Origin of the sequence: Bifidobacterium bombi DSM 19703 (assembly GCF_000737845.1) — a bacterium.
In the GTDB taxonomy this organism is placed as follows: Bacteria; Actinomycetota; Actinomycetes; order Actinomycetales; family Bifidobacteriaceae; genus Bifidobacterium; species Bifidobacterium bombi.
Genome location: NZ_ATLK01000001.1, coordinates 1359418 through 1384800, shown reverse-complemented (window position 1 = coordinate 1384800; position 25383 = coordinate 1359418). Strand labels below are relative to the sequence as shown.

18 protein-coding genes and 1 tRNA gene are annotated in these 25383 nt (G+C 56.4%); 9 read left to right on the top strand and 10 right to left on the bottom strand.

The features are described 5' to 3' along the window. Positions 1–16 precede the first annotated feature (16 nt). Positions 17–2659 carry a S9 family peptidase gene (locus BBOMB_RS05380; RefSeq protein ID WP_238549898.1) on the top strand — a complete coding sequence of 881 codons (2643 nt, stop codon included), beginning with the start codon at positions 17–19 and terminating at the stop codon, positions 2657–2659. 286 nt (positions 2660–2945) lie between these two features. Here BBOMB_RS05380 and BBOMB_RS05375 read toward each other — a convergent pair. The 3 genes from BBOMB_RS05375 to BBOMB_RS05365 form a co-directional block, all read right to left on the bottom strand. After that, positions 2946–3028 (bottom strand) — tRNA-Leu (locus BBOMB_RS05375). A gap of 194 nt (positions 3029–3222) precedes the next feature. After that, positions 3223–3705, bottom strand: a complete 483-nt coding sequence (locus BBOMB_RS05370) for a Dps family protein (protein WP_044087445.1) — start codon at positions 3703–3705, stop codon at positions 3223–3225. 148 nt (positions 3706–3853) lie between these two features. Beyond that, complete coding sequence (locus BBOMB_RS05365; RefSeq protein ID WP_044087444.1) at positions 3854–5209, bottom strand: hemolysin family protein; 1356 nt, start codon at positions 5207–5209, stop codon at positions 3854–3856. Between the two features lie 239 nt (positions 5210–5448). Between BBOMB_RS05365 and BBOMB_RS05360 the strand changes: the two genes are divergently transcribed. From BBOMB_RS05360 to BBOMB_RS05350, 3 genes are all read left to right on the top strand, one after another. Next, positions 5449–7716: an exo-alpha-(1->6)-L-arabinopyranosidase gene (locus BBOMB_RS05360; protein WP_044087443.1), complete on the top strand. Its 2268-nt coding sequence runs from the start codon at positions 5449–5451 to the stop codon at positions 7714–7716. Positions 7717–8211: 495 nt separating this feature from the next. Beyond that, positions 8212–9480 (top strand): MFS transporter, encoded by a 1269-nt coding sequence (locus tag BBOMB_RS05355; RefSeq protein ID WP_044087442.1) that lies wholly within the window; start codon positions 8212–8214, stop codon positions 9478–9480. A gap of 158 nt (positions 9481–9638) precedes the next feature. Next, on the top strand, positions 9639–10241 hold the full coding sequence (locus BBOMB_RS05350; RefSeq protein WP_044093291.1) for a TetR/AcrR family transcriptional regulator: 603 nt from the start codon (positions 9639–9641) through the stop codon (positions 10239–10241). 99 nt (positions 10242–10340) lie between these two features. Here BBOMB_RS05350 and BBOMB_RS05345 read toward each other — a convergent pair whose 3' ends face one another. The 7 genes from BBOMB_RS05345 to BBOMB_RS05315 all read right to left on the bottom strand — a co-directional run bounded on the left by BBOMB_RS05345 (position 10341) and on the right by BBOMB_RS05315 (position 17659). After that, entirely contained in the window at positions 10341–11201 is an 861-nt protein-coding gene (locus BBOMB_RS05345; protein ID WP_081867313.1) for a DUF1648 domain-containing protein, read from the bottom strand. A gap of 150 nt (positions 11202–11351) precedes the next feature. Continuing rightward, on the bottom strand, positions 11352–11651 hold the full coding sequence (locus tag BBOMB_RS05340; RefSeq protein WP_044087439.1) for a metalloregulator ArsR/SmtB family transcription factor: 300 nt from the start codon (positions 11649–11651) through the stop codon (positions 11352–11354). Between the two features lie 442 nt (positions 11652–12093). Next, positions 12094–12663 (bottom strand): DUF4411 family protein, encoded by a 570-nt coding sequence (locus tag BBOMB_RS05335; RefSeq protein ID WP_044087438.1) that lies wholly within the window; start codon positions 12661–12663, stop codon positions 12094–12096. Beyond that, the gene (locus BBOMB_RS07670) at positions 12660–13829 is read right to left on the bottom strand and encodes an ImmA/IrrE family metallo-endopeptidase (RefSeq protein ID WP_052377508.1); all 1170 of its coding nucleotides are present in this window, start codon (positions 13827–13829) and stop codon (positions 12660–12662) included. Before BBOMB_RS07670 ends, BBOMB_RS05335 begins: the two co-directional genes overlap by 4 nt. Before the next feature lie 372 nt (positions 13830–14201). After that, positions 14202–16364 (bottom strand): class 1b ribonucleoside-diphosphate reductase subunit alpha, encoded by a 2163-nt coding sequence (nrdE, locus tag BBOMB_RS05325; protein ID WP_238549927.1) that lies wholly within the window; start codon positions 16362–16364, stop codon positions 14202–14204. A gap of 309 nt (positions 16365–16673) precedes the next feature. Next, on the bottom strand, positions 16674–17144 hold the full coding sequence (nrdI, locus tag BBOMB_RS05320) for a class Ib ribonucleoside-diphosphate reductase assembly flavoprotein NrdI (RefSeq protein WP_044087500.1): 471 nt from the start codon (positions 17142–17144) through the stop codon (positions 16674–16676). A 197-nt stretch (positions 17145–17341) separates the two neighbouring features. Then, positions 17342–17659, bottom strand: coding sequence for a glutaredoxin domain-containing protein (locus BBOMB_RS05315; RefSeq protein WP_044087499.1), 318 nt, complete (start codon positions 17657–17659; stop codon positions 17342–17344). Positions 17660–18384: 725 nt separating this feature from the next. Between BBOMB_RS05315 and BBOMB_RS05310 the strand changes: the two genes are divergently transcribed. The 5 genes from BBOMB_RS05310 (at position 18385) to BBOMB_RS05290 (ending at position 25201) form a co-directional block, all read left to right on the top strand. Continuing rightward, positions 18385–20076, top strand: coding sequence for an MFS transporter (locus BBOMB_RS05310; RefSeq protein ID WP_152570139.1), 1692 nt, complete (start codon positions 18385–18387; stop codon positions 20074–20076). Positions 20077–20610: 534 nt separating this feature from the next. Then, a complete protein-coding gene (dnaK, locus tag BBOMB_RS05305; RefSeq protein WP_044087436.1) occupies positions 20611–22497 on the top strand; it encodes a molecular chaperone DnaK in 1887 nt (628 codons plus the stop codon). A gap of 2 nt (positions 22498–22499) precedes the next feature. Continuing rightward, complete coding sequence (grpE, locus tag BBOMB_RS05300) at positions 22500–23360, top strand: nucleotide exchange factor GrpE (RefSeq protein WP_044087435.1); 861 nt, start codon at positions 22500–22502, stop codon at positions 23358–23360. Positions 23361–23488: 128 nt separating this feature from the next. After that, positions 23489–24505 carry a DnaJ C-terminal domain-containing protein gene (locus BBOMB_RS05295; protein WP_044087434.1) on the top strand — a complete coding sequence of 339 codons (1017 nt, stop codon included), beginning with the start codon at positions 23489–23491 and terminating at the stop codon, positions 24503–24505. An 87-nt stretch (positions 24506–24592) separates the two neighbouring features. Next, positions 24593–25201 carry a heat shock protein transcriptional repressor HspR gene (locus BBOMB_RS05290; RefSeq protein ID WP_044087433.1) on the top strand — a complete coding sequence of 203 codons (609 nt, stop codon included), beginning with the start codon at positions 24593–24595 and terminating at the stop codon, positions 25199–25201. The last annotated feature ends 182 nt before the right edge of the window (positions 25202–25383 follow it).

Here is a 25383-nt window from a genome sequence, read left to right as displayed (position 1 = left end):
ATCTGAAAGGCGAACCATGAGCCGTTCAACAAAGTACCGGCATCCGCCGGTACTTTCATGGCTTGCCTTTATACTGGGTGACATGGTCGAACAGAGGAATTCAAGTAAGGCTTACTCCGGTACCGGCGATGTCGTCGGATTGGACGGGCGTGAGCCCTTGGACGAGTCCGAAGCGATTCGTCAGTATCCGCGACGGAACGCGCGCACGCTTCGCTTCCGTGCCGGCGCCCCTCGGTCCGCAACGGTCGTCGGAGACGGCGGACTTGCGTTGTTCCTGCGTTCCGACGGGCCCGTGGATTTGGCGACATCCCTGTGGCTGAGCGTCATCGATGCGGATGATGGTGCGCACGGTTCGCGCATCTGTGGGGATGCGGGCCGTGAGGTCAAGCTCGCGGATCCGCGTGACTTACTGGCTAACGCCGATTCCGAGGACGTTCCACCTGAGGAACGCGCCCGTAGGGAGCGTATGCGTGAAGGCGGTGCAGGCATCGTCTCCTATTGCGTAGACGCGATGGGTCGCCGTGTGGCGTTTACCCTCGATTCCAAGCTGTTCCTCACTGATGTGTCGGCAGCCGTGAAGGCTTCCGACGGAGGCGAGGTTAGGCGGGCGACCCGTGAGGTCGCGGCCGAGGCGCTTTCGGATCCGCAGTGGCGGCCCGTGCTCAACCCGCACATATCCCCTGACGGTTCGCATATTGCATATAGCACCGGGTCTCGGCTTGTGCTGGTCGATGTCGGTGACGACACCGTCGAAGGCGCCGATGGGGATGCCGTGCATGAAGTGGCACGCATCGCCGCCGGCGCCGATCCGCGAACACACCGGATCGGTCTGGCCGAGTTCGTCGCCGGCGAGGAGATGGACCGTTACGACGGATTCTGGTGGGCGCCGGACAGCAGTGAGATACTGTTTGAAAGTTTCGATTCCAGTGATGAACCCACATGGTATATCAGTGATCCGAGCGAGCCTGAACATGGTGCGGAGAGCAGACGGTATCCGCGTGCGCTTACTGGCAACGCCAAGGTGACGTTGTCGCTCGCTGCTCTGGACTTCAGTGAGTCCGGGGAGTATCGAGGCTGTGAGATTCGTCAGGTGCAGTGGGACGAATCCGCCTATGAGTACTTGGCATCCCTGAGCTGGACCGATGGACACAGGCCGGTCATGCTGGTACAGAACAGACGGCAGAACCATGACCAGGTGCTTTCCATTGAACCGGACGGTACCACTTCCTTGATGCAGGAGCACGAGAATCCGCAGTGGCTTGATCTGTTTCCCGGTGTTCCGGCACTTACTCCCGATGGGCGTCTCGTCTGCGCGATAAACGACATGGATGCCAACACCAATCGGCTTACGATTGACGGGCGTCCGTTCACCCCTACCGGATGGCAGGTGCGCTCCGTACTTGACGTGAACGATGAGAATGTGCTTGTCGTGGTACAACGTACGCCGGAGCTGGCTGATGCTGCGGCGGTAGCCGGCGACCCGAACGCGGCGCTTCCCTCGGAATGGCTGGACAAGAACGACAGTGAGACGGGGCAGGCGCATGATGCCCGCAGCATGGATGTGGTCACCATCGCCTACGACGGTTCCCTGACGCCGGTCAACCAGGAGCCTGGCGATTGGAGCGCCAGCAGAACAGGTCAGGGCATTGTCCTTATGGGACGCGGAATGAGCGAAGAGCGCGGGCTGATGGTGCATGCCTTCGTGGCGCATGAGTGGGTGGAAGATGTCCGGCATCCGGCAGCCACCGAAGAAAGCTCTGCTTGCCGGGTCGATGATGGACCGGGTGAATCACAACGTGCCGGCGAGTTTGCGCAGGACGTGTTCACTCGGGTTTCAGGGTATGCCTCATCGTTGTTGCATTCCATCGCCAATTATGCCGAAGTCCCTGGCTTCATGCCGAACACGAGTTTTGTACGTCTCGGAGAACGGCGTATGTACGTTGCCATCACCCGGCCGAGTGTGAGCAGCAAGTGGGCTCATGCCGAAAAACTTCCGGTGCTGCTCAAACCCTATGGCGGACCCGGCGCTCAGCAGGTTCAGCTCAACAGGGCTTTCTACAGCGAGTCACAGTGGTGGGCCGACCAGGGCTTCCTTGTCGTTACTGCGGACAATCGTGGTACCCCAGGTCGCGGACCTCTGTGGGATCGAGAGATGTTCGAGGATCTCAAGCATGCGAGCCTTGATGACCAGGTGGAGGTCGTACGCGCTTTGCCGCAGGTGGCGCCTGATGCAGATCTCGAGCATGTGGCCATGATCGGCTGGTCGTTCGGAGGTTATCTTTCGGCGCTCGCCGTTCTGGACGCGCCTGACGTGATCCATGCGGCATGCGCCGGAGCTCCGCCTACGGATTGGACGCTCTATGACACGCATTACACTGAACGATATTTGGGACTGGACCCGAAGGTATATGAGCGTAATTCCATTGTGGCGGATGCACCCAAGCTCAGACGGCCGCTGATGCTGATTCACGGCTTTGCGGACGACAACGTCACCATAGCCCATTCCCTGCGCCTGTCGCAGGCGCTTATGGCGTCCGGTCGGCCACATACCTATCTGCCGCTCGTCGGAATCACGCACATGACCAACGACGAGACCGTTGCTCAGAACCTTCTGACGCTCCAGAGGGATTTCCTCTATGATGCGTTGGGGATATGCTGACGTAGGTCGGCGTGGTGCATGGATGGATTATGCGCTTGCCCTATACGGCCAGTCACAGTGGAAGAGATCGCTAGTGTAGCTGTAGCTCTGTGATACGTCTTGCCGTCGCCCTGTGCGCAGCGCCTGCGAATCTTGGGTTAGAACGACGAGTCTCATGTAGACGAGCCGGCGGTGAGTGTGACCGGTCATGTCACCGCGTGTCTAGGGAAGAGGAGAATTGGATAATATGACGCAGGTAGAATGATGAAATTCAGACCACCAGTGCCTGTAAATGACATTATAAAAGTGCGAGTAGGGGGAGTTGAACCCCCACGAGCATTCGCTCACTGCCACCTGAAGACAGCGCGTCTACCATTCCGCCATACTCGCAGACAAAAATTAACGATACCTCTGCGTTCATACTTACGCAAGCGCCGGTTCAGTGCGTGTCGAACGTCATTCAAGACGACGACATCCGCGGCTATCTTCCGAAGAATGACCCCTTGGCTCACATGATGCGAGGCTAGGGGTCGTTCTTCGCCTACGAAGATCGCCGTGGATGCGAATCGTTACTCAACAGAAAATCACTTGATGAGGTGGCTGTTCATGAACCAGTTGAAGTGCTCCAATTCCTGCACATGATCTTGGATGATGTTCGAGCTGATGACGTCTAAGTCATCGAGTTGCGTAATCGCGTTGCGCTCGGCGACGATGAACTCGGCGTAGTAGTCCACGAGGGCCTTGAGATAGTCCTGCGTGTCCTGGCGGCCCTTGAGCTCAAACGGCTTCCAGTTGCGGCGGCTGAGGATGAAGTCCGCACCGCCTTCTGCTGCACCGCCCAAGGTGGCAATGCGTTCGGCGGTCTCATCGGCCATATTGCGTACCGAATCGACTTCGGGATCAAGCATCTCATGGACGCCGATGAAGGATGGGCCGGCTACGTTCCAGTGGGCATGCTTCAAGACAAGCGATCCCTCTTCCTCATGGGCTAGGCAGCTGAGCAGGATATCGACGATCTTGTCGGAACTTGCCTGATCCAGTCCTGGGCTCAAAAAATTCTTAACCATGAACTTTCCTTTCTATTTTTTCTATACCAATACTATTTTACTGAGTGCTGTTGGTTTGCTTAATCACTGCGCCGTGAGGCTAATTGTGCCCTAAGGTTGCTGCGAGGTGACAATTGTGCTAAGCGCGGAGATACATTCGTTCAATTCGCTATTGTTGGCTGTTGTTCGCTCCAAAAGCGGGCTCCGCGCCTTCGCTGCTGCTTTTGCGCACTTCGATGGTTTCGATTCTGCGTCCGTCCACCTTCGATACGATCATATCGTAGCCGTCATCGGAATGCAGCACATCGCCCACAGAAGCGAGCTTGCCTGTATGCGCGAGGAAATAGCCAGCTACGGTTTCGTACGGTCCATCTTCGAGTTGTATTCCCGTCAGATCGGCGAAATCCTCTATGGTCATGCCTCCTTCAATCGTGGCGACGCCGTCCACGAAAGCAGGAGCCTGATCGCCCTTGCCTCCCGGTTCGCGTTCGGTGCCGGAGTCATCCGGGAGGTCGTATTCGTCTCTGATGTCCCCGACGAGTTCCTCGGTCATGTCTTCGAGGGTCACAATGCCGTCCGTTCCGCCGTATTCGTCGATGACTACTGCAAGATGCACCCCGCGCTTGCGAAGCAATTCCAGACTGGGCAGTAGCTTCGAGGTGCCGGGGAGCGAGATTCCCGGACGCGCCACGTCGGCCACGGTTTTCGCCTTGGGATCCCTAATGTCCAGAAGGTCGCGCACGTGCACGAAACCCAACACGTCGTCGAAGTCTTTGCCGGTGACGGGGTAACGGGAGTAGGGCATCTTACGCACGTATTTCGCCGCTTCCGCGAGCGGCATGTCGCCGTCCAGGAACGTCACATCAGCACGCGGCCGCATCACTTCAGCCACGATAGTGCCGGAGGCGTCGAAGACGTCGTCAAGAATAGTGCGTTCGTCCAAGCTGAGGCGGGAATTGGAGTCCACTAGCACGCGCAATTCGTCGTCGCTGACCTCGCTGCTGGTTTCGTTCGGGTCAAAGCCGAGCAACCTGACGAATCCATTGGTGCATTTGCCTATCGCCCAGATGATGGGTCTGCAAATTTTAGCGAACACATCGATTGCCGGCACAACGGCACGCGATATCTGCACCGTGCGCTGCATGGCGATACGCTTCGGTACCATTTCGGAGATCACGATGGAGCAGAATGAGATGACCAGCGTCAGGATGATCGTCGTCAAAGGTGCGGCTATGCGGGAAGGTAGGCCCCAGCCTTCCACCACCGGCACCACGAACGGTGATATGGACGATTCACCGAAAGACGCCGATAGGAAACCCGAAAGCGTCACGCCGATTTGCACCGTGGAAAGAAAAGTATTGGGGTCGCGGGCGATTTGGGCCACCCTCGCGCCGCGTGCATCCTGCTCTTCCATTTGGTCGAGCTGTGATCCGCGCAGGCTCACCAATGCGAGTTCGGTGCCCGAAAATATCGATCCGAGCATAAGGAAGACGAAAATCAGCAGAATATTGAGCCACAATGACATATCCTCAGTCTACAGTTTCGGCAGGATACGATTGATTATCCATATGCTCTACCATATCGCGGGTGAGTGTGCTATTATATTAATACCTACCGTCCGTTCGGTAACAGGTGGTGCCGGCTCATTGTGCTGGGCTACCAGTACCTCGAACGGGTGCACACCACCGTGCACATGGTTGCAAGCCGTCTGCAGCATCGAAGTCGATATCAGTGCGGGACGGTCACATAGATGAAAGGAATATGATGAGCGAGCAAAATTCCCAGCAGAAGGCGACGTTGCCGCAAGCGAAGGACTTGAGCGTCGAAGAACAGGCGGCGCTGACCAGCGGCACTAATCCTTGGAGTATCGGCAGTGTTCCGGAGAAAGGTCTCCCCAACTACACCATCACGGACGGGCCTCATGGATTGCGTAAGGCTCAAAATCTTGAGGGTATGGATGTGGATGCAGCTGTGCCCGCTACCTGTTTCCCTCCGGCCGCCGGCATGTCCAGCAGCTGGAATCCGGATTTGATCAAGAAGACCGGCGAGGCCATGGGTGAGGAGTGCATCCAGGAACAAGTCGCCGTCATTCTCGGACCTGGCGTGAACATCAAGCGCAATCCGCTTGGCGGTCGTTGCTTTGAGTTTTGGAGTGAGGACCCGTATTTGGCTGGGCATGAGGCAGTCGGTGAAGTTGAAGGCATCCAGTCCAAGGGGATAGGAACGTCGCTCAAGCACTTCGCCGCGAACAACCAGGAAACCGACCGTCTGCGCATCAACGCGCGCATCTCTGAGCGCGCCATGCGCGAAATCTACCTGCCGGCTTTCGAACACATCATCAAGACAGCCCAACCTTGGACCGTGATGTGCTCCTACAACCGTGTCAACGGTGAGTACTCTTCGCAGAACCATTGGCTGCTGACCGACGTACTGCGCAAGGAGTGGGGATTCAAAGGCATTGTCATGTCCGACTGGGGTGCCGTCCACGACCGTGCTGCGGCACTGAATGCCGGGCTGAACCTCGAGATGCCGCCGACCAAGACCGATGACAAGGTGGTGCACGCAGTGCGCGACGGCCAGATCAAGCCGGAGCAGCTTGAGGACATGGCGCAAGGCATGATCGACCTTGTGACCAAGGCTCGTCCTGCCATGGAGAAGGGAGCCGCCGGCTATCGTTACGACATTGATGAGCACGATGAGGTGGCTCGTGAGGCAGCGCGTGAGGCCATGGTGCTGCTGAAGAACGAGGACGGCCTGCTGCCGGTGAAGCCGGGCACCAAACTCGCCGTCATCGGTGAGTTCGCGCGTACCCCGCGCTATCAGGGCGCTGGCTCCTCGCTGATCAACCCCAACAAGCTCACCAGCTTCCTGGATGCGCTCAAGGAGCGTGGCGTGGATGCGCAATTCGCTCCAGGATTCACTCTTGATGGTTCCGAACAGACTCAAGCGCTCACCGATGAGGCCGTCAGCGCAGCCAAGGGAGCTGATACCGTTCTGCTCTTCCTCGGGCTTCCTGCGGAGGCCGAGTCCGAAGGCTTTGACCGCACCACGCTCGACATCCCGGCCAAGCAGGTTGAGGTACTTAAGGCCGTGGCAACAGCCAACAAGAACGTTGTGGTCATCCTTTCCAATGGTTCTGTGGTTTCCATGCCCTGGCAGGGCGAGGCGAAGTCGATCATCGAAACATGGCTGCTGGGGCAGGCCGGCGGGGCTGCTACCGCCGACGTTGTTTTTGGTGATGTCAATCCTTCTGGCAAGCTCGCGCAGACCATTATCAACAACTTGGACGACGATCCAAGCATGATGAACTGGCCTGGTGAAGAAGGTCATGTGGATTATGGCGAGGGAGTGTTTGTGGGCTATCGCTACTACGATACCTTCCACAAGCCGGTCGTCTATCCGTTCGGCTATGGCATGAGCTACACGACCTTCGAGATTTCGGATGTGCACGCTCAAAAGTCCGGACCTCAAAGCGCCCGCGTTACCGCTAGAGTAACCAATACGGGTTCCTTGCCTGGCGCCGAGGTAGTACAGCTCTATGTTGCCCCACCAGCTTGTAAAGTGGCTCGTCCGGTCCATGAGCTCAAGGCGTTCAAGAAGGTCTTCTTGGAGCCTGGTGCGTCCGAGGAGGTCACCTTCGATTTGGATTCGCGTGCGTTCGCCTATTGGTCCGAGCAGTTCGAAGGCTGGAAAGTCGAAGGCGGTTCATATGGCATCGAGGTCGGTAGTTCCTCGCGTGACATCGCCCAAATTGTCGATGTCGATGTCGATGATGACGGCAAGCGCATGAAGCTGACGGAGTGGTCCACCTACGGTGAGTGGGCTGATGATCCGGTGGGTTCCCAGGCGTTGAACACGGTCCTTCCTGAGCTGGAGAAGAAGTACGGTCACCCCATTATCCCCGATAGCCAGCTTATCGTCATGTTCCTGCGTTCCGCACCGCTTAGTGGCATGTCGATGTTGCTGAGTGCAGAGATAGCGCAGGATCTGTATACCCGAACCATGGAGGAGTATGAGAAGATTCGCGGCTGACGAGCGTCAACCCAATCGGTCCATTTGAAATGACCTGCACGTGAGGCCTTGCTTTGCGTGCGTTCATTGTTCCGTCCGGCTTGCGGCGAAGTCGTCGTGGGTCGGACGGTTTCGTATTGGACAGAGCCATGGGCGGTTCAGTATCGCAATGGAATCTCGGACGGTTCCGCAGATAGAATCGGAACCTTTTGTTCGCACTATTCCAGCCCTTTCCTGTTCCTCTCTCAGTGAAGAATTCGCACCGCTATAAACCGTCAACCTTGATGCCGATTGTGAGCTGCGATGCCGACGTTTGCACTGGAATATACTCGTAACCGTGCTGCCGCCGCTTCGTGCGATGTTGGGGGAGGACACGGTCGTGCAATCTGTATGCAATCAGACATGCAATTGCAAAAACACATTATTGAATTGAATATTGTTTCATGCAGTGATAGAATACTTACCGACCGTTCGGCAACAAAGATAGTTGTCGGCATTACGCAAGGAGGTCATGCCATGGAGGCAGTATCATTACCGGATGCGGCGAATTTGGCACCGGACACAGGGAAACCATTGGCCAATAAAGTGAGGTTCGGCATTGGTTTCGCCATGATTTCAATACTTTGGGGAATACCGTTCTCTATGGGCTCGGGAGTGCTTTTGCCGCAGCTGTTCACCAGCATTCCAGGGCTCTCCGCTGAGCAAGCCGTTGGCTCTATGAACTCGATCAGCGTCATCTTCGCGCTCTTCGCCAACATCATATTCGGCACCTTGTCGGATATCTCCAAATTCCGTGTCGGTAAGCGCACCCCGTGGATCGTCGCAGGCGGTGTCATCGGTGCGGCGGGCTATTTCCTGACTTCACAGTCTAGGACCTTGTTCTGGATCGTCGCCGGCTGGTGCATCGTGCAGATTGGCATCAACTGCCTCATCGCGCCTGCCGTAGCCGTGCTTTCCGACCGTATTCCCGAGGCAACACGTGGAACATTCTCCGCGATTTACGGTGCCGGGCAGATTGTCGGGATGCAGCTGGGTAACTTCGTCGGCAGTTTCTTTCTGACCAAACTCAACGTGGGTCTGGTCATCGGCACATTGCTTTTCCTCTTCTCTGGCCTGCTCACCGTGCTCATCTGGCCGCGCGAGCAGTCCGCCGAGAACAACACGAAGGTGACCTCAGCTGCCGATATCCTCCGCTCCTTCATTCCTCCCACCAAGAACAGCCGTGATTTCTACCTCGCTCTGGTCGGAAGGCTTACCTTCACCATTGGCATGTTCATGATCACGAGCTATCAGCTGCTCATCCTTGAACGCTACATCCATTTGAGCGTCAGTGAATCCAGCACGGCCATCAAAATCATCTCCATGATCACCCTGGTGGCCACTATCGTGGCATCGGTGGTGTCCGGTCCGCTTTCCGATTTCCTGCAACGCCGCAAGGTGATGGTGGCGTTCGGCTGCATACTGACCGCATTGGGACTACTCATGCCTTGGATCATGCCCACCACGACCGGCATGTACATCTTCGCGGTGCTGTCGGGTCTTGGCAACGGCTGCTACATGTCCGTTGACCAGGCGCTCAACGTCGATGTGCTTCCCAGCCCGGAACAGGCTGGCAAAGATCTGGGCATCCTCAACCTCGCCAATACCATAGGTCAGGCGCTGGCCCCGTGGTGCACGACCGCGATCATTGCTTTTATGGGCGGCTACAAGGCGGTCTTCCCTGTCGCTGCTTTCTTCTTGCTCATAGGAACCATTGGCATCATGATGATTCGCAAGGTGAAGTGAATTTAGATAGTGCGTTGTCGTATGATGCGGATTCCGTTGCCACAAGAGGGAGCGGGGTCCGCATTCTTGTTTATTAGCTGTTGCTTCATTCCGAGGTCTACCTCAACATGCACAATAAAACGGATTGATTGTTGCTGAGAGCAGAAGAAGATGATGAAATGCAGCCTTTAGAGCGCACTAAAAAATACACGAACGGGGCGAGCAGCCGTGCGGCTATTCTTGACGCCGCCGTCATTTCGTTCGGTTTGCGCGGATACTACCGCACTTCATTGCAGAAGATAGCGAATTCTGTCGGCATGACCAAGGCTGGTGTGCTGCATCATGTGGGCAGTAAGGAGGGGCTGCTCAACATTGTGCTTGATGAGGTATACGATACCGGCACATCACAGATAATCACACGTTTCAGCATGACGGAGAAGCCGCTGTTGGCGCATATGTGGAGAGATGTCGTGGCTTTCAATTCCAAACGCCCCGAACAGGTTCACATGTTCTCCACCCTCGATGCCGAGGCGATTGATCCCAAGCATCCGGCGTATCAGTACTTCCTCGATCGAGACCGTAATGTCATCGACTCAATGTTGAAGGTCCCGTGGGCCGTCCCTGACGGAGTGAATATCGAACAGCTACTGAATGCAGGTTTCAGTATGATGGACGGCATTCAGCTGCGGTGGCTGAGGAATCCGGGCAGTGACCTCAACGAGTTGTGGGCACACTGCGAGGATCAGTTGATGCCGTTGCCGATGTGGGATGGGTATCGGTAGGACGATTGAGTCCAGCATGAATCCCGTTTTCTGTTCATGCATGCCGTCTCACCCTCACAATATGATATTTTACCTTGTTTTGTCCAGGCTGGTTAAATGCTACTTCATTGCTGGTGCTTGTGGAATATCCGCGGACTCGTCGTCTTCGCTGTCGATCGGCCCGCCGATGGCACCGTATTTGCGGGCGGCATAAGGGGCGTAGACCATCAAGGCGATGGTGGCGGTGATGATGGCGGTGAGGAGCACGGTCAGCGCGGCGGTTTCATCGTTGACGAAGATTCCGCAGATGAAGATGATCGCTCCGGCCATTATGAACGCGATGCCGCCCATGCGCTGGCAGCGCCGCCACGTCTCACGGCTCGTGTAGGCGCTGGGCAGACGTATACCGGAAAATGTGTTTGGCTTGGCTTGCGGCATGAAGTTGCCGGTTATGATGAGTACCAGCCCTGTCACGATGTTGATGATCTGTGCGAACGAGACCGAAGTCATGTTGAGGCTCGTCGTTCCTGTTTTCGACATCCACAGTATATAGGTGTTTATTACATCGAACAACACGAATATACATATGCCGCCGAAGATGAAGAACCGGATGCTGCGTCTGGCGTCAGGCTCGGATTCGCTGTGAATCGTCCGGTGTATGAGCACGAGTTCCAATACCGTCCAAATGACGAGAAGTACAATCATGATTCCCGACATGGTCAGTGTCTCGTACTTGCTGCCCCAACGGTCGACTTCGCCGCTGATGCCATAATGCGCCGGAACTTGCGCAGGCAGACTCGGCAGGGTGATGAGGGTGCTTACTGGTGTCAGCAGTGCCAGGATGTACATTGCGATGTTCCATCCGAGCAGGCTGCGTACAATCGTGCGGGGTTCGGGTTTTTCGGTGGTTTCTGGATTTTTGGGAATTCCTAGGGTTCCGGTGGCTTCGGTGGTTGTGGTTTGTGTTTTTTGTGTTGACATGATGGTCTCCGTTGCTCGGTGTTGGCCGATGGTTGTTGGATGCTCACATTATTTGAATTGGATGGTTATATGCGTCCGTCGGGATTGCCTGACGGACTGGTGCCGCGTGGCGGTTGTGCCGCTGTGCTGCTGCGGGTCGGATACTGGCGCTCAGCAGTTTTCGGTATCGTCGCTACCTGAGGCGTCTTCGCGTTTCTGCAACCCCTTGAGCCAGACGATGGTGTCGTCCAGCACCGTGAGGTTTGACTCGTAGTAGATTGTGGTCCCGCGCCTTGTGCCGCTGACTAGGCCTGCCGCCTTGAGCTTGTTCAGATGGTATGAGAGGCGCGATGGGGCAAGGTCCACGGCTTCGGCGAGATCGCCCGCGCTCATGGTCTGGGTGCGCAGGAGCTCGATGATTCTGCGCCGTGCGGAGTCGTTCAATGCTTCGAGCGTCGTTTGGACCCCCATACTCACCTCCTTTCTTATGGCGAATTTGACGGCTAACTGTTTGGTGAGCCCCCCCCGGACGGCCATCCAGCGAACTCTCCGATCGGCCGTTCGGCCAGCTCTCCGGCCAACCGTTCAGTGAACTGCGTTCTTGCTGATTGCTCGTAACTATATTTCAAATAAAATTGAAACACGCTGACGATGCAGATATTTTTCAATTTATTTTGAAATAAGTGAAGTGCGTGTAATCGTTGGTTTTGAGGTAGCAAGAAAGGCTTGTGATTGATGAATCTGCAATGCGTGTTCCGGAAAGACTGGCTCTTCCCGAACCGAGACGCCACCGAGACGCAACCAAAGTGTGCAACCAAGACACAACCGAGACGCAACGATACAAATACAACCAGAACGGAACTGGGAGGGAATGCCTCACATAAAACCGGAGCTCATCGAGACATCGATAATGTCACTTTGCATGGCACGAATATGGATTCTTATTAAGTAGACCGCTTTCATCAAAAAACTCGCGCAAGTTGATGGTTCGAGCCTCAAAATTCGCCGCAACGTCCGGAATCTTTGGTTCTCGTTTCATTTGCTGTTGCCTGCTTGGATGTGCCGGAACCTCATTGGTGACGATGGTTGCTCCGGTAGTCATTGCGGCGGCTATGAGCCAGGGATCGGCCTTGTCTTCCGGCGTCCATTGTCTAAAGGAATCCTGCGAATACAGGCCGCAGGTATTGAGGTAATCGAGGATTTCCGAATACGCCTCGCCGATTTCGTCCGTCTTATGGCTTACAGGGTTGGTGAAGGTCGCCATCACCCAAGTTTCGAGGAAGTCCGGTTTGCTCTTGCTGTCATTTCTGCGTGTAGTCGTCAGCTCATTGAAAACAACGTCGAGCATAATGATGCTGCCTGAGTCGTTCAATCGTTCAAGCCATTGCCAGAAGGCATGGAACTCGCCGTAATCAAACGGATAATGCTGACGTGAGGATTCTATGAAAATGTTCGAATCCGGCAGGTAGAGCTGTTGTGTCATGGCATCATCTTCTTTGCTTTCAGCAACCCGTCGTAAGCGCGTGAGGATTTCACATTGAGCAATGCGAAGCCATCAGTGTAGGGAAGAGTACCCGAGTTGATGCTCTGCCTCACTAGGCCAACGAATCGGGAATCAAAATGGGAGGCATTCGTGAGATTCTGATTCCCTCCTTTGCTGTCATTGGATTGTCGAGGACTCTTAAGACGCTGTTCCATGGCATTGCGTTCCTGCTCGATGTCGGCTTCGCTTGCAAGTCCAAGTTGTCGGGCTCTGATGAGGAAGGCGATTGTGCTTAAGCCGTATTTCAACGAGAAACGATTCGCAATATCGTCGGCTGTATGCGTCCGGGCCATCAGTTTCCATTCGTTGAGGAACACGTGCTCGGGCACGACAAGCTCCATTGCTGTCCTGTTGATGAGCCGTTCCGAATCAGCGCTGGATTGTGGTATTTCGGAGTCGTTGAACAGCTCCTCGGTCCCGAGCGCCACATGCACAAGTTCATGGAGCAGGGAAAACAGCATCGCACTGTCAGAATCGTTGCGGTTGATGAAGATAAGAGGAACCACATCGTCAAGGAGGGTGAATGCCCGGAATTCCGAGAGATTTAAGCGCCTTCGGCCGATCATGGTATCGTTCATCACCAGCACACCGGCCTTTGCTACGATGTCACGCAGGAAATTGAACCGAGCGGGTCGACGGTCGTAGCCAAGCGGCCAATCGTCTTTCAAGGAAAGCTGGTCCTTGATGAGGTTTGCGATTTCTTGTGGGGACTTGGTTTGCCGCGCACTGCCGACCAGCGTATTGTCTCCCAAGCCCAGATTGCTGAGTTCGTCGTGTGCCCAGTTTTGTTTGGCATGCATGGAGGCCAGCACATCTCGAAGATTCTGGCTGATATGGGCATTGTCGTTGCCGAGTGTGCGGTACTTTACGATGGCTTCATCGTGGCTTTGCGGTGGTTCGGTGAGCACCAGCGTTCCGAACGGGACATGCAACGATGCGCTGAGAGCTTCCAGGTTGCTGAAGGATAGTTTCAAGGGTTCGTTGGAGTTGAGCCAATCCGGAAGCTGGCCAAGTTTTGGCTTGCTGATTACTATTTCATCGAGATCAGCATCGCTTTGTTCCACAGCCCAGCGTAGCGTTGTGGGCTGGACGGTTATCGTGGCCATTCTGCCTCCTTGCTGCGCTTTTGGACGGGATTCATGGTTGTCTCGCTACGATTTTTGTACGTCAATATTACACCGAAGGTATAACTATCCCGGCGGGTGGATTGTACTTCTTGGACAAGGCTTGTTCGTACGGCCAGGAGTTGTTGCGGAGTCTATGGCTACTTACGGAAACATCTTCATCAACAACCGCAAGATTGGGCATCGGACTTGTAGACGTTCGCGTTTCCGCTGGAAATCCCGTAGAAATGTGAAGCTAGGGAATCGGACCGCCGCTACCTCGCCGCTGCGAATAAAAGAGCCGCCTGCGCTCGCCGGAAACCCGGCCATGCAGGCGGCTCAGTAGCGCGGTTGCAGATGTGCGTTGCGATCAAACTACAGCATGCAGCTGACGCAGCCCTCGACCTGCGTGCCCTCCAGTGCCTGCTGGCGGATGCGGATGTAGTAGATGGTCTTGATGCCCTTGCGCCAGGCGTAGATCTGCGCCTTGTTGATGTCGCGCGTGGTGGCCTCCGCGGGGAAGAAGAGCGTCAGCGACAGGCCCTGGTCGACGTGCTGCGTGGCTTCGGCGTAAGTGTCGATGACCTTCTGCCAGCCGATCTCGTAGGCGTCCTGGAAGTACTCCAGATTGTCGTTGGTCATGTACGGCGCGGGGTAGTAGACGCGGCCGGTCTTGCCTTCCTTGCGGATCTCGATCTTCGAGGCGATCGGATGGATCGAGCTTGTGGAATGGTTGATGTAGGAGATCGAGCCGGTGGGCGGCACGGCCTGCAAGTACTCGTTGTAAATGCCGTCCTTGAGGATCTGCGCCTGCAGCTCCTTCCAATCGTCAACTGATGGGATGGCTACGCCGAAACGCTCGAAAAGCGCCTTCACGGCATCGGTGCGAGGTTCCAGCGAGCGGCTGCCGTCGGTGTACTTGTCGAAGTAGTTGCCTGCCCCGGCCGGCTTGGCGTACTGTGACTTCTCGAACCCGACGAACGGGTGGCCGTGCTCCACCGCAAGGGCGTGCGAGGCCTTGTAGGCGTGGTAGGCCACGGTCATGAAGTACATGTCGGTGAAGTCCAACGCCTCGTCGCTGCCGTAGAACATGTGCTCGCGCGCCAGGAAGCCGTGCAGGTTCATCTGGCCGAGGCCGATGGAGTGGCTCTCCTCATTGCCGCGCTTGATGGAGGGGACGGAGTCGATATGGGTCTGGTCGGAAACTGCGGTGAGTGCACGAACGGCGGTTTCGACGGGCTGCGCAAGGCCGCCGTCCATCGCCTTCGCGATGTTGAGGGAGCCCAGGTTGCAGGAGACGTCCTTGCCCACATGGTCGTAGGAGAGGTCGTCGTTGTATGTGCTAGCTTCCTGCACCTGCAGGATTTCGGAGCACAGGTTGCTCATCGTCACGCGCCCGTCGATGGGGTTGGCGCGGTTGACGGTGTCTTCGAAGAGGATGTACGGATAGCCGGATTCGAACTGCACCTCCGCCAGGGTCATGAAGAACTCGCGTGCGTCGATGTAGGTCTTCTTGATGCGCTCGTCGTTGACCATCTCGTCGTAATGCTCGGTGACGGAGATATCCGCGAACGGCTTGCCGTACACACGCTCCACGTCATACGGGGAGAAGAGCGCCATCTTCTCCTTGCGCTTTGCGAGTTCGAAATCGATGTCGGGGATCACCACGCCGAGGGCCAAGGTCTTCACGCGGATCTTCTCGTCCGCATTCTCGCGCTTGGTATCGAGGAAGCGCAGGACGTCCGGGTGGTTCGCGCTCAGGTACACGGCGCCGGCGCCCTGGCGTGCGCCCAGCTGGTTGGCGTATGAGAACGAATCCTCAAGAAGCTTCATGACTGGCACGACGCCGCTGGACTGATTCTCGATGTGCTTGATGGGTGCACCTTGCTCACGCAGATTAGTCAGAAGCAAGGCCACGCCGCCGCCGCGTTTCGACAGCTGCAGCGCGGAGTTGATTCCACGGCTGATGGACTCCATGTTGTCCTCGATACGAACCAGGAAGCAGCTGACAGGCTCGCCGCGCTGTGCCTTGCCCAGATTGAGGAAGGTCGGGGTTGCTGGCTGGAAGCGGCCGGCGATCATCTCATCGGCGTATTTGACGGCGGCGTCTTCGTCTCCCGCCGCGAGTTCCAGGGCCACGGCGGCGCACCGCTGTGGGAAGTCCTCGAGGTACTGCTTGCCGTCGAAGGTCTTCAGCGCGTAGGAGCGGTAGAACTTGAACGCCCCCAGGAAGGTCTCGAACTCGAATCCCAGCCCCTCGACGTGTTCGTAGAAGGAGTCGAGGAATTGCGGCGAATATCGGTCGAAGACGGATTTGTCATAATAAAGGTTGTCTTCCAGGTACTTCAGGCGAGCCGCCGTGGAGGCGAATCGCATGGTGTTCGGTGCCACATGGCTTTCGATGTACGCGCGTTCGGCTTCGATGTCCGCGTCGAACTGGATCTGGCCGTTCTCGTCGTAGAGGTTGAGCATGGCATTCAGCGAATGGTAGTCGTGCTCGGGGTCGAAGACATCGGCTTCGTCTTCTGTTTGGTCCATGCTCAGCGTGGTGTCGTTGGTGGGTAAGGTGTTGCTGGCCATAATCGGCAGTTTCCTTTCGGTTATATGACGATGAGGCTTTTGCTTCGATCGTCGATTGGTTACATCTCAAAATTCAGTGTTCTGTCGTGTCGAATGCGGATGAATAGAGGTCGTGCTCAATACACGTCGTGTTCCTTATGTCTGAACCGTACCGGTGTACTTCGTTCTTGCGCCGTCGTCGCCCGTCGGTTTATTCATCCCGCGGAGACGGTTGAGCGCATAGGTGTCGCGGAATCCGGTCTTTCGGTTATTTGGCGTTCGTTTCGGTTACCGAGCATCTTGTTTACGTTGTTCAAGGAAGAAGTTCCGTACGCCTTCTCTTACTTTACGGTGGTCGTCCGGAGTGCCGATGAGCTCGAAGTTGTACATGAAGGGTACATGGCATTTTTGGGAGATGATGTCTCCGGCGGCGCAGAAGGCGCTCGCGAAATTGCGGTTGCCGGAGGAAATCACTCCTCGGATGAAGCTGCGGTTGGCGCGTCCGTTTAGGAATTTACGGATTTGGGGCAATAGCGCCTTTTTCACGTTGCCGCCTCCGTACGTCGGCACGATGAGCACGTAGGGCTCCCTCACTTGGAGCGGTTCTTCCTTGGTGCGCAACGGTATGCGGTAGACGTTGATGCCTTCGTCGGGGAAATTACATGCCGTGATGAACCTGGCTGTGTTTCCGGATATTGAGGAAAAATAGACCACGGCACCGATGTGTTCGGTGCTGGGATCTGCCGGACGTTCGGGCAGGCTGGCGACGTCCTGCTCTTCACCGTCCTCGTTCGCGCGACCAGGGTCCGCGGTGTTCTCGGCTTCGAGGTTTTCAGTTTCGAAGGGGTCACTCGCGGAAATGGTGGCTGTGGCTGCGGTTTCCTGGAAATGGGATGCCACATCTTCAAATGCGTTGTGTTGCTCTACGTAGTTCGCCTGTGCTGATTCTTCGTCGTTCATTGCTGAGCCAGTACTTCCTGCTTCCGTGATTCGTTGGATGTGGCTTGTGGAACGCTTGAGGAAGCAGCGGCGGAAGCGTTCATAGAACTGCCGTCACCCAGTTCCTTGATAAGGTCTGGACGGTAGCCGCTCCACGATCCGTCGGGAGTGATGACGATTGGTGACTGCTTGTATCCGGCATCAATAAGTTGCTTGAGAGTCTCGGGGTTCTCGGCCAGATTCACGGTTTCGAACTGTAGGCCTTGACGCTTCATCTGGCGTGTGGTGGCCATGCATTGTGGGCAGTGCGGTTTAGTGAATACTGTGACGGTCATTGCGCCCTCCATCGACTTGAAATTCATTTTGCTCAGTACGTATAGACTACATGCCTTCAGTTCCAAAGAAAACACTATTTGTAGTAGGGTGTCGCCCATCGTCCCACTAGATGTAGTGTCTTGGCTGTGCGCAATCCTAGTTGCGAGTAGCTCCGGGGACTTGTCCACAGAGCTGTCCACATCGGCAAATGTCGCGCACTTCACACAATGTCTGGGAGATGTTTTGGGCGTGTTCCTTTATTGTTGTTCGTTCATGAGTGATTCCGATCGGTTGCCGTGGCGATGATGGTGTGGCGGTGGCCGCGCGGTCATTGCGTCTCACCTGTTTTGTGCATTTCGTTGACCCCGGTTTTGGCTGTTTCATGCATTCACGGGTGGCTCGCTGGCATCGACGATTTGACTGGATTGCAGGTTTTTCACTGTCTCAATCATTTTGTGGAGGCATTGCGTTTATGTCGAACCTTGGAGGTTCGCGCGAAAATTTGTCGTCCCGTGTTGTGATTTCTGGAATCAAATCCATTCAAATAGGTTGAGAATGTTGACCGATATGGTTCCTGTATGACGCGCATAATTGTGCAGGTGACTGTGTGGTGACCAATAACAGTGTAAAGCGTTTGATTGTGACTACGGCTGCGGATACCATCGTGTGGATATTTGCGATGATGGTGCTGTTGGATGTTGCAAATGAGCGGTGCATGTCGAAATGTAGTGAAGAGAGGGAAACTATGGCTGATGGCAAAAATTCCAATGAATCACAGCCTGCGTCCTTGCATGGGCAGGCTGGTGCGCAGCAGGTGGCTCCACCTTGGAATGCGTTGTGGGTTCTTGCGTTAGGACTCGCCATGATCGTACTCGATGGTTCCATTGTGAATGTATCCATGCCGGACATCATCCGTGAGATTCATATCAACTTGACGGATGCGCAATGGGTCACATCGCTGTATAACATTGTGCTGGCAGCGCTGTTGCTGCCGTTTGGGAAGCTTGGCGATATGAAAGGCCGTAAGACCACTCTACAGGTGGGCGTTGTGATTTTCGTATGCGGTTCGGTTTTGGCGGCAAGTTCGAACGGGGCGGCGGTTCTGCTTTCCGCGCGTGCCGTGCAGGCTGTCGGAGGGGCGCTCGTTATGCCTTCCACGCTTTCCACGGTTTCCGCATCTTTCCGCGGCAAGGATCGTGCGGTCGCGTTCGGTGTCTGGGGATCCGTGATGAGCGCGGCGGCTGCGGTCGGGCCATTGCTTGGCGGGCTGTTCACCGCTACCATCGGTTGGCGTTGGATTTTCCTCGTCAATCTTCCTCTGGGTCTGATCGTGTTTGTCTCCGCCATATTCTTCGTCCCGCAGACCGGTGGCGCCATGAATGCCGCGAGGTCTGGTAAGCCCCAGGGTGCGGATCCTCTCGGCATTGTTCTTTCCGCGCTTGGCTCGGCCTTCCTCATTTTCGGTCTCATCGAGGGCGAGACTTATGGGTGGTGGCGCCCCACAGGAACATTCTCCATCGGCGGCTTTACTTGGGGGCAGGCCTGGCCCGTTTCAATCATTCCGGTGTGCATCGTGCTGGGCGTGCTGTTCTTCGCTTGGTTCATTCATACGGAGTCCAGCCGCGCCTCACGTGAGTTGCCGGTCATGCTTGATCTGACGTTGTTCCGTATCCCTACGTTCTCCCTGGGTAACATCGCGGCTTGCGCGATTGCCGCAGGTCAGTTCGCCGTGATTTTCGTGCTGCCGCTGTATCTCATCAACGCTCGTGGGCTTGGAATGATGGCCACCGGCGCGCTTGTGGCAAGTATGGGCTTGGGTTCGATCGTTTCTGGTGGCCTTGCGCGCGCGTTCACGAAGAAAATAGGTGCTGCGGGAACGGTTCAACTTGGTCTGGTTCTGGAGACTCTCGGTGTGGTGCTGACGCTGGTGTTGATGAACCCGCATTTCCCCGTGCTTCTGATGCTTATCGCCATGCTGCTGTATGGATTCGGACTTGGTCTCGCCTCCGCCCAGCTCACGAGCCTGGTGCTTTCCGAGGTTCCGATTCCACAGTCCGGCGAAGGTTCGGCCACCCAGTCGATGGTACGCCAGTTAGGTACGGGCGTGGGTTCAGCTATTGCCGGTGCGGTCTTGGCGATTGCCATTCACGCCATCGCACCGGTGAGACTCGCGGCTGTTCAGGGTTTGCCAGCGAGTGCCTCGAATGGGCTTTCCGTCTCCTTGAGTGCCTCCGCAGGCTCGGTGATTCCAGGTATTCGCGCCCAAGGCACGAACGGGAAATTGGGTGCGTTGGGGCCGCAGGTGGCCGATGCTCTACAGTCTGCCTTTGTGTCGGCGGGGCAATGGACTTTGTTCGCATCCATTGTCATGCTGCTAATCGGTCTTTTCGCATCCGTCTGGATAGCCCGCGCGGTTAAGCGTGGCAAGGCCCAGTAGTAGCATCGTTGCTCTCAATTGAGCAGTTCTCCTTGTTTATAGGTGGTCGGGTATGGCGACGCGTCGCCATACGACCGTCGTTATGGGGCTTGGTGGCAGGGTTGTTATGCGGGTTGGGCAGTACGGCCGGTGCTTGTGGTTGGCTTTGCTTGGCGGCCAGGTGCTCTGGTGATGCTCCTGTGGCTTGATTTCGCGATGCGCTCTCCTTACCGTAGGCAGTGGCATGGTTTAGGGTCACAAAGTTCGTTGCGAATCAATGGCGCCGGTGCGGTAGTGACGGCTCGTGTGGCATGGTTTATTCAGGAGTGCTTGCGATGAAGTGAAAATGAAACTTGAGTCAGATATGAGCAAGTTTTCTCAAAACGCGGGAATAAAAGTTGACAGTTCAAAGTTGAGTAGTGTAGGCTCAAGTTTTGGAAAGCAAAACGGATGTGAACCCGGCTGCCGCTCCGCAGACGTTCGGTCGTAGCGTGTTTGCAGAGTACAAAACCTGAGCGGGCATACGTAATGAAACCTAATGTAAGGAGAATAGATATGGGACGTGCAGTAGGTATCGATCTTGGTACAACCAATTCATGCATCGCGACGCTTGAGGGCGGCGAGCCGACCGTCATTGTCAACGCCGAGGGTGCTCGCACCACGCCGAGCGTGGTCGCGTTCAGCAAGTCCGGCGAAGTGCTCGTCGGTGAGGTGGCCAAGCGCCAGGCTGTCACCAATGTGGATCGCACCATCAGTTCCGTTAAGCGTCATATGGGCACCGATTGGACTGTTGACATCGACGGGAAGAAGTGGACCCCCCAGGAGATTTCCGCGCAGGTCCTGATGAAGCTCAAGAGGGATGCCGAGGCATATTTGGGCGAGCCCGTCACCGATGCGGTGATCACCTGCCCTGCGTACTTCAATGACGCGCAGCGTCAGGCCACTAAGGATGCAGGTAAAATCGCCGGCTTGAACGTACTGCGTATTATCAACGAGCCGACTGCCGCAGCTCTGGCTTATGGCCTTGAGAAAGGCAAAGAGGACGAGCGCATCTTGGTCTTCGACCTCGGTGGCGGCACCTTCGATGTGTCGTTGCTTGAAATCGGCAAGGATGATGACGGCTTCGCCACCATTCAGGTGCAGGCCACGAACGGCGACAACAGGCTGGGCGGCGATGATTGGGATCAGAAGATCATCGATTGGCTCGTCTCCCAGGTGAAGAACAAGTACGGCGTGGATCTTTCCAAGGACAACATCGCTCTGCAGCGTCTCAAGGAAGCCGCTGAACAGGCCAAAAAGGAGCTCTCCAGCTCCACCGAGACCTCGATTTCGATGCAGTACTTGGCTATGACTCCTGACGGAGCTCCGGTGCACCTCGATGAGACGCTGACACGTGCCCACTTCGAGGAGATGACCTCCGACCTGCTTAACCGTTGCCGCACGCCGTTCAACAATGTGTTGCACGATGCGAACATCTCGGTCTCCGACATCGATCATGTGGTTCTGGTCGGTGGGTCCACACGTATGCCTGCCGTCAAGGAGCTGGTGAAGGAACTCACCGGTGGCCGTGAGGCCAACCAGTCCGTGAACCCGGATGAGGTCGTCGCCGTGGGCGCGGCCGTGCAGTCCGGTGTCATCAAGGGCGACCGCAAGGACGTGCTGCTCATCGACGTCACCCCGCTTTCGCTCGGCATCGAGACCAAGGGCGGCATTATGACCAAGCTCATCGATCGCAACACCGCCATTCCAACCAAGCGCAGCGAGGTCTTCTCAACCGCGGAGGACAACCAGCCCTCCGTGTTGATTCAGGTGTATCAAGGTGAACGCGAGTTTGCCCGCGACAACAAGCCGCTTGGGACCTTCGAACTGACCGGTATCGCTCCGGCCCCTCGTGGCGTCCCGCAGATTGAGGTCACCTTCGATATTGATGCCAACGGCATTGTGCATGTCGGCGCCAAAGACAAGGGCACCGGCAAGGAACAGTCCATGACCATCACCGGTGGCTCTGGTCTGCCGAAGGATGAAATCGACCGCATGATCAAGGAGGCCGAAGCACACGAGGCCGATGACAAGAAGCGTAAGGAGGAGGCTGAGACCCGTAACCAGGCTGAGTCCTTCGCTTACCAGATCGAGAAGTTGGTGAACGACAACAAGGATAAGCTTTCCGATGACGTGGTCAAGGAAGTCACCGACGATGTGAACGCCCTGAAGGAAGCCTTGAAGGGTGAGGACATCGAGAAGATCAAGGCTGCTCAGACCAAGCTGACCGAATCTTCGCAGAAGATCGGCCAGGCGCTCTATGCCCAGCAAGGTGCCGAAGGCGCCGCCGCTGGTACCGCTGGCACGACTGGTGCGGATGCCGGTGCAACCTCATCGTCGGACGATGATGTTGTTGATGCCGAGGTCGTTGATGATGATGACGACAAGAAGGACAACAAGTAATCATGTCCGGGTTCGACAAGGATGATTATCTGAAGGATCTGCCGGATCCCGACGACCCGATTCTCAAATCCGCTGGCACCGGTGCTTCCGGTGCCAGCGGGTCTGGGTCGCAAGGCTCCGCCGAAGATTCCGATGAACCGTCCGTGCGGTCCGCAGATCAGGAGGCTAATGTGTCGAAGGAAAACAATGAAAGCGCTCAGGCCGCAGGGAGTGAGGATACCCCTATGAATTCTGGCGACTCGGAATCCGCACGTCAGAATGCATCCGACCAGGGTGCCGCCGAAGTTGCGTCGAATGGCGCTTCGAGCCAGGATCCTTCGCAAAAGGATGGTTCAGCAAGAGGTGGTTCGTCAACAGGTTCAGGCACTGATAAAGGCCAAGACCAAGGAGACGAACGTGATGACGGTACTCAGCAAGGCGACACCCTTACTCCGCTCGGCCAAGCGAAGAAGGAGGCTGCGGAATATCTGGACGCTCTCCAGCGAGAGCGTGCCGAGTTCGTCAACTTCCGCAATCGTGCGGCCAAAGAGCAGGAGCGTTTCCGCCAGCATGGCATCATCGACGTACTTACGGCGCTGTTGCCTGCGCTTGACGACATCGACCGCATCCGTGAGCATGGTGACTTCGACGATTCGTTCGCCGCTGTTGCAACGAAGATCGACAAGGCTTTCGAAAAGTTCGATGTACAGAAATTCGGTGAGAAAGGCGAGGATTTCGACCCCACCAAGCATGAGGCCGTGCTGCACAAGCCGGATCCGAGCGCCACGAAGGAGACCGTTGACACGGTGGTCGAGGCCGGTTATCGCATCGGTGACCGTGTGATTCGCGCCGCGCGTGTGGTGGTCGTTTCCCCGAAGGCCTAGTGGGGTTTCACTCACGACGGGTGCGGAATCTCACTGTAATGTGAGGCCGCACCCGTCGTGTTTCCCGCTGTCGTGAATGTGGTGTGATGCGGGAGTGAGGCTGGGAAAGCTAGGAAAGGTGTGAATTTATGGCTGAGAATGAATGGTTGAGTAAGGATTTTTATAAGACGCTCGGTGTCTCGAAGGACGCTACGGCCTCTGAAATCACTAAGGCGTACCGTAAATTGGCGCGCAAGTATCATCCGGATCTTAACAAGACCAAAGAGGCTGAAGAGAAGTTTAAGGACATCTCCGAGGCGTACGACGTATTGAGCAACGCGGATGAGCGTAAGAAGTACGATGCGATCCGTCAGTTCGGCATGGGCGGGGCACGTTTTGCAGGTGGCTCAGGTGCGGGGCAGAGCGGTTTCAACACTGATGCGTTCTCCGACATCTTCGGTTCGATGTTCGGCGGTGGAACTGGTGGTCCGGGTAACATTCGTTTCCAAACCTCAGGTGGCCCTGGTATGAACGACATCTTTTCGATGTTCAGCGGAGCTACAGGGGGTCAAGGAGCCGACGCGCCGTATGGCAGCGCAGGAAACGGCCCATATCGTGAGCCTGAGCCGCCCCAACGCGGTGCCGATCGTAATTCCAAGATCACGCTGACCTTCCGGCAGGCGGTCAAGGGTTCCACGGTCTCGCTCAAGGTGGATGGCAGAACTTTCAAAACCCATATTCCAGCCGGTGTGAAGACCGGCCAGAAGATACGTCTCGCGGGTAAGGGACGTCACGGCACGAACGGCGGTGCCAACGGCGACATGTACCTCAACATCACCGTCACTCCGGATGCGAAGTTCTCAATGGAGGGCAACGACCTCGTGATGCCTTTGCCGGTCACTGTGGGTGAAGCCGTTGCGGGAGCCAAAGTCTCTACCCGAGATTTCGACGGTCAAGAGATTAGAATCAAGGTTCCTGCCGGCTCATCAAGCGGTACGAAGGTACGTGTCTCCGGTGGGGGCGTGCCCGGTCGCGGCGGTGATCTGATTGCGCGCATCGAGATTCATGTTCCCGCCAAGCCGGGTCTGGAACTCAAACATGCGGCCAAGGAATTCGATAGGAAGAACGCGGAGTATACGGACGAAGTAGCGGCCGCGCGCGCGTGAACCGGACTGCGGTGCGGCGGGGCCAACGGCGAAGGATTCAGCAGAAACGAAAGAGTCAGGCTCTGGAACGAAAGGTGGGTGAGTGCGATGGCAAGTGTTGATCGACAGATGCGTACGTTATATGCCATGTGCGCCATCGCCCTGGAGGAGCATCGTGCGGACCTCGACGGCGCGGACGACGCAGGCTTCGACATCGACCTTCCCGTGTTCAGCGTTGGCTTGGCCGCACAATTGGCTGATATCCATCCGCAGACGCTGCGCCAATATGATCGATTGAATCTTATCGTGCCGCAGCGGACGGAAGGTGGCGCCCGCCGTTATTCGCTGCGTGACATCGAGCGTCTGGTGCGTGCCCAGCATCTCAGCCAGGATGAGGGCGTGACGCTTTCCGGTGTGGCGTACATTCTGCGTCTTGAAGAAGAGAACCGTCAGTTGCGCCGCGATATCAAGAGGCTCAAGGAGCGTGGCAATCCCAGTGTGTTCGCCGCCGATGCCGATGGGGACATCACCGAGGTCCGGCGTTCTACGCAGGCCCGCCACTGGCGTCGCGAGATGTCGCATCGAGTCCGTGAGTTGCCCTCGCGCAGACCCGATGCGGCCAATCCGGACACCGAAGACGGCGTTTCCGAAGGGAAGCCCGGCAACTCCTTGGTGCAAAGGCGCGCCCTCGCCCTGTGGAACGATTTCCTGGACTAGCCAATCGTGCCTGTGTCTTCGCCGGGCAAGGTGGCAGGATCTTGTTCCGTCGGGGATGGTAAGGTTCGTCGGCGGTGCCTGGTGCATGGTTGGGCTTCAAGTTGTTACCTCGCAAAGCTGTTGTTGGACAGGTGGAACCGCCATTGGAACGCGTTGGTCGTTAAGTTGCTGCTCTGCAAGAA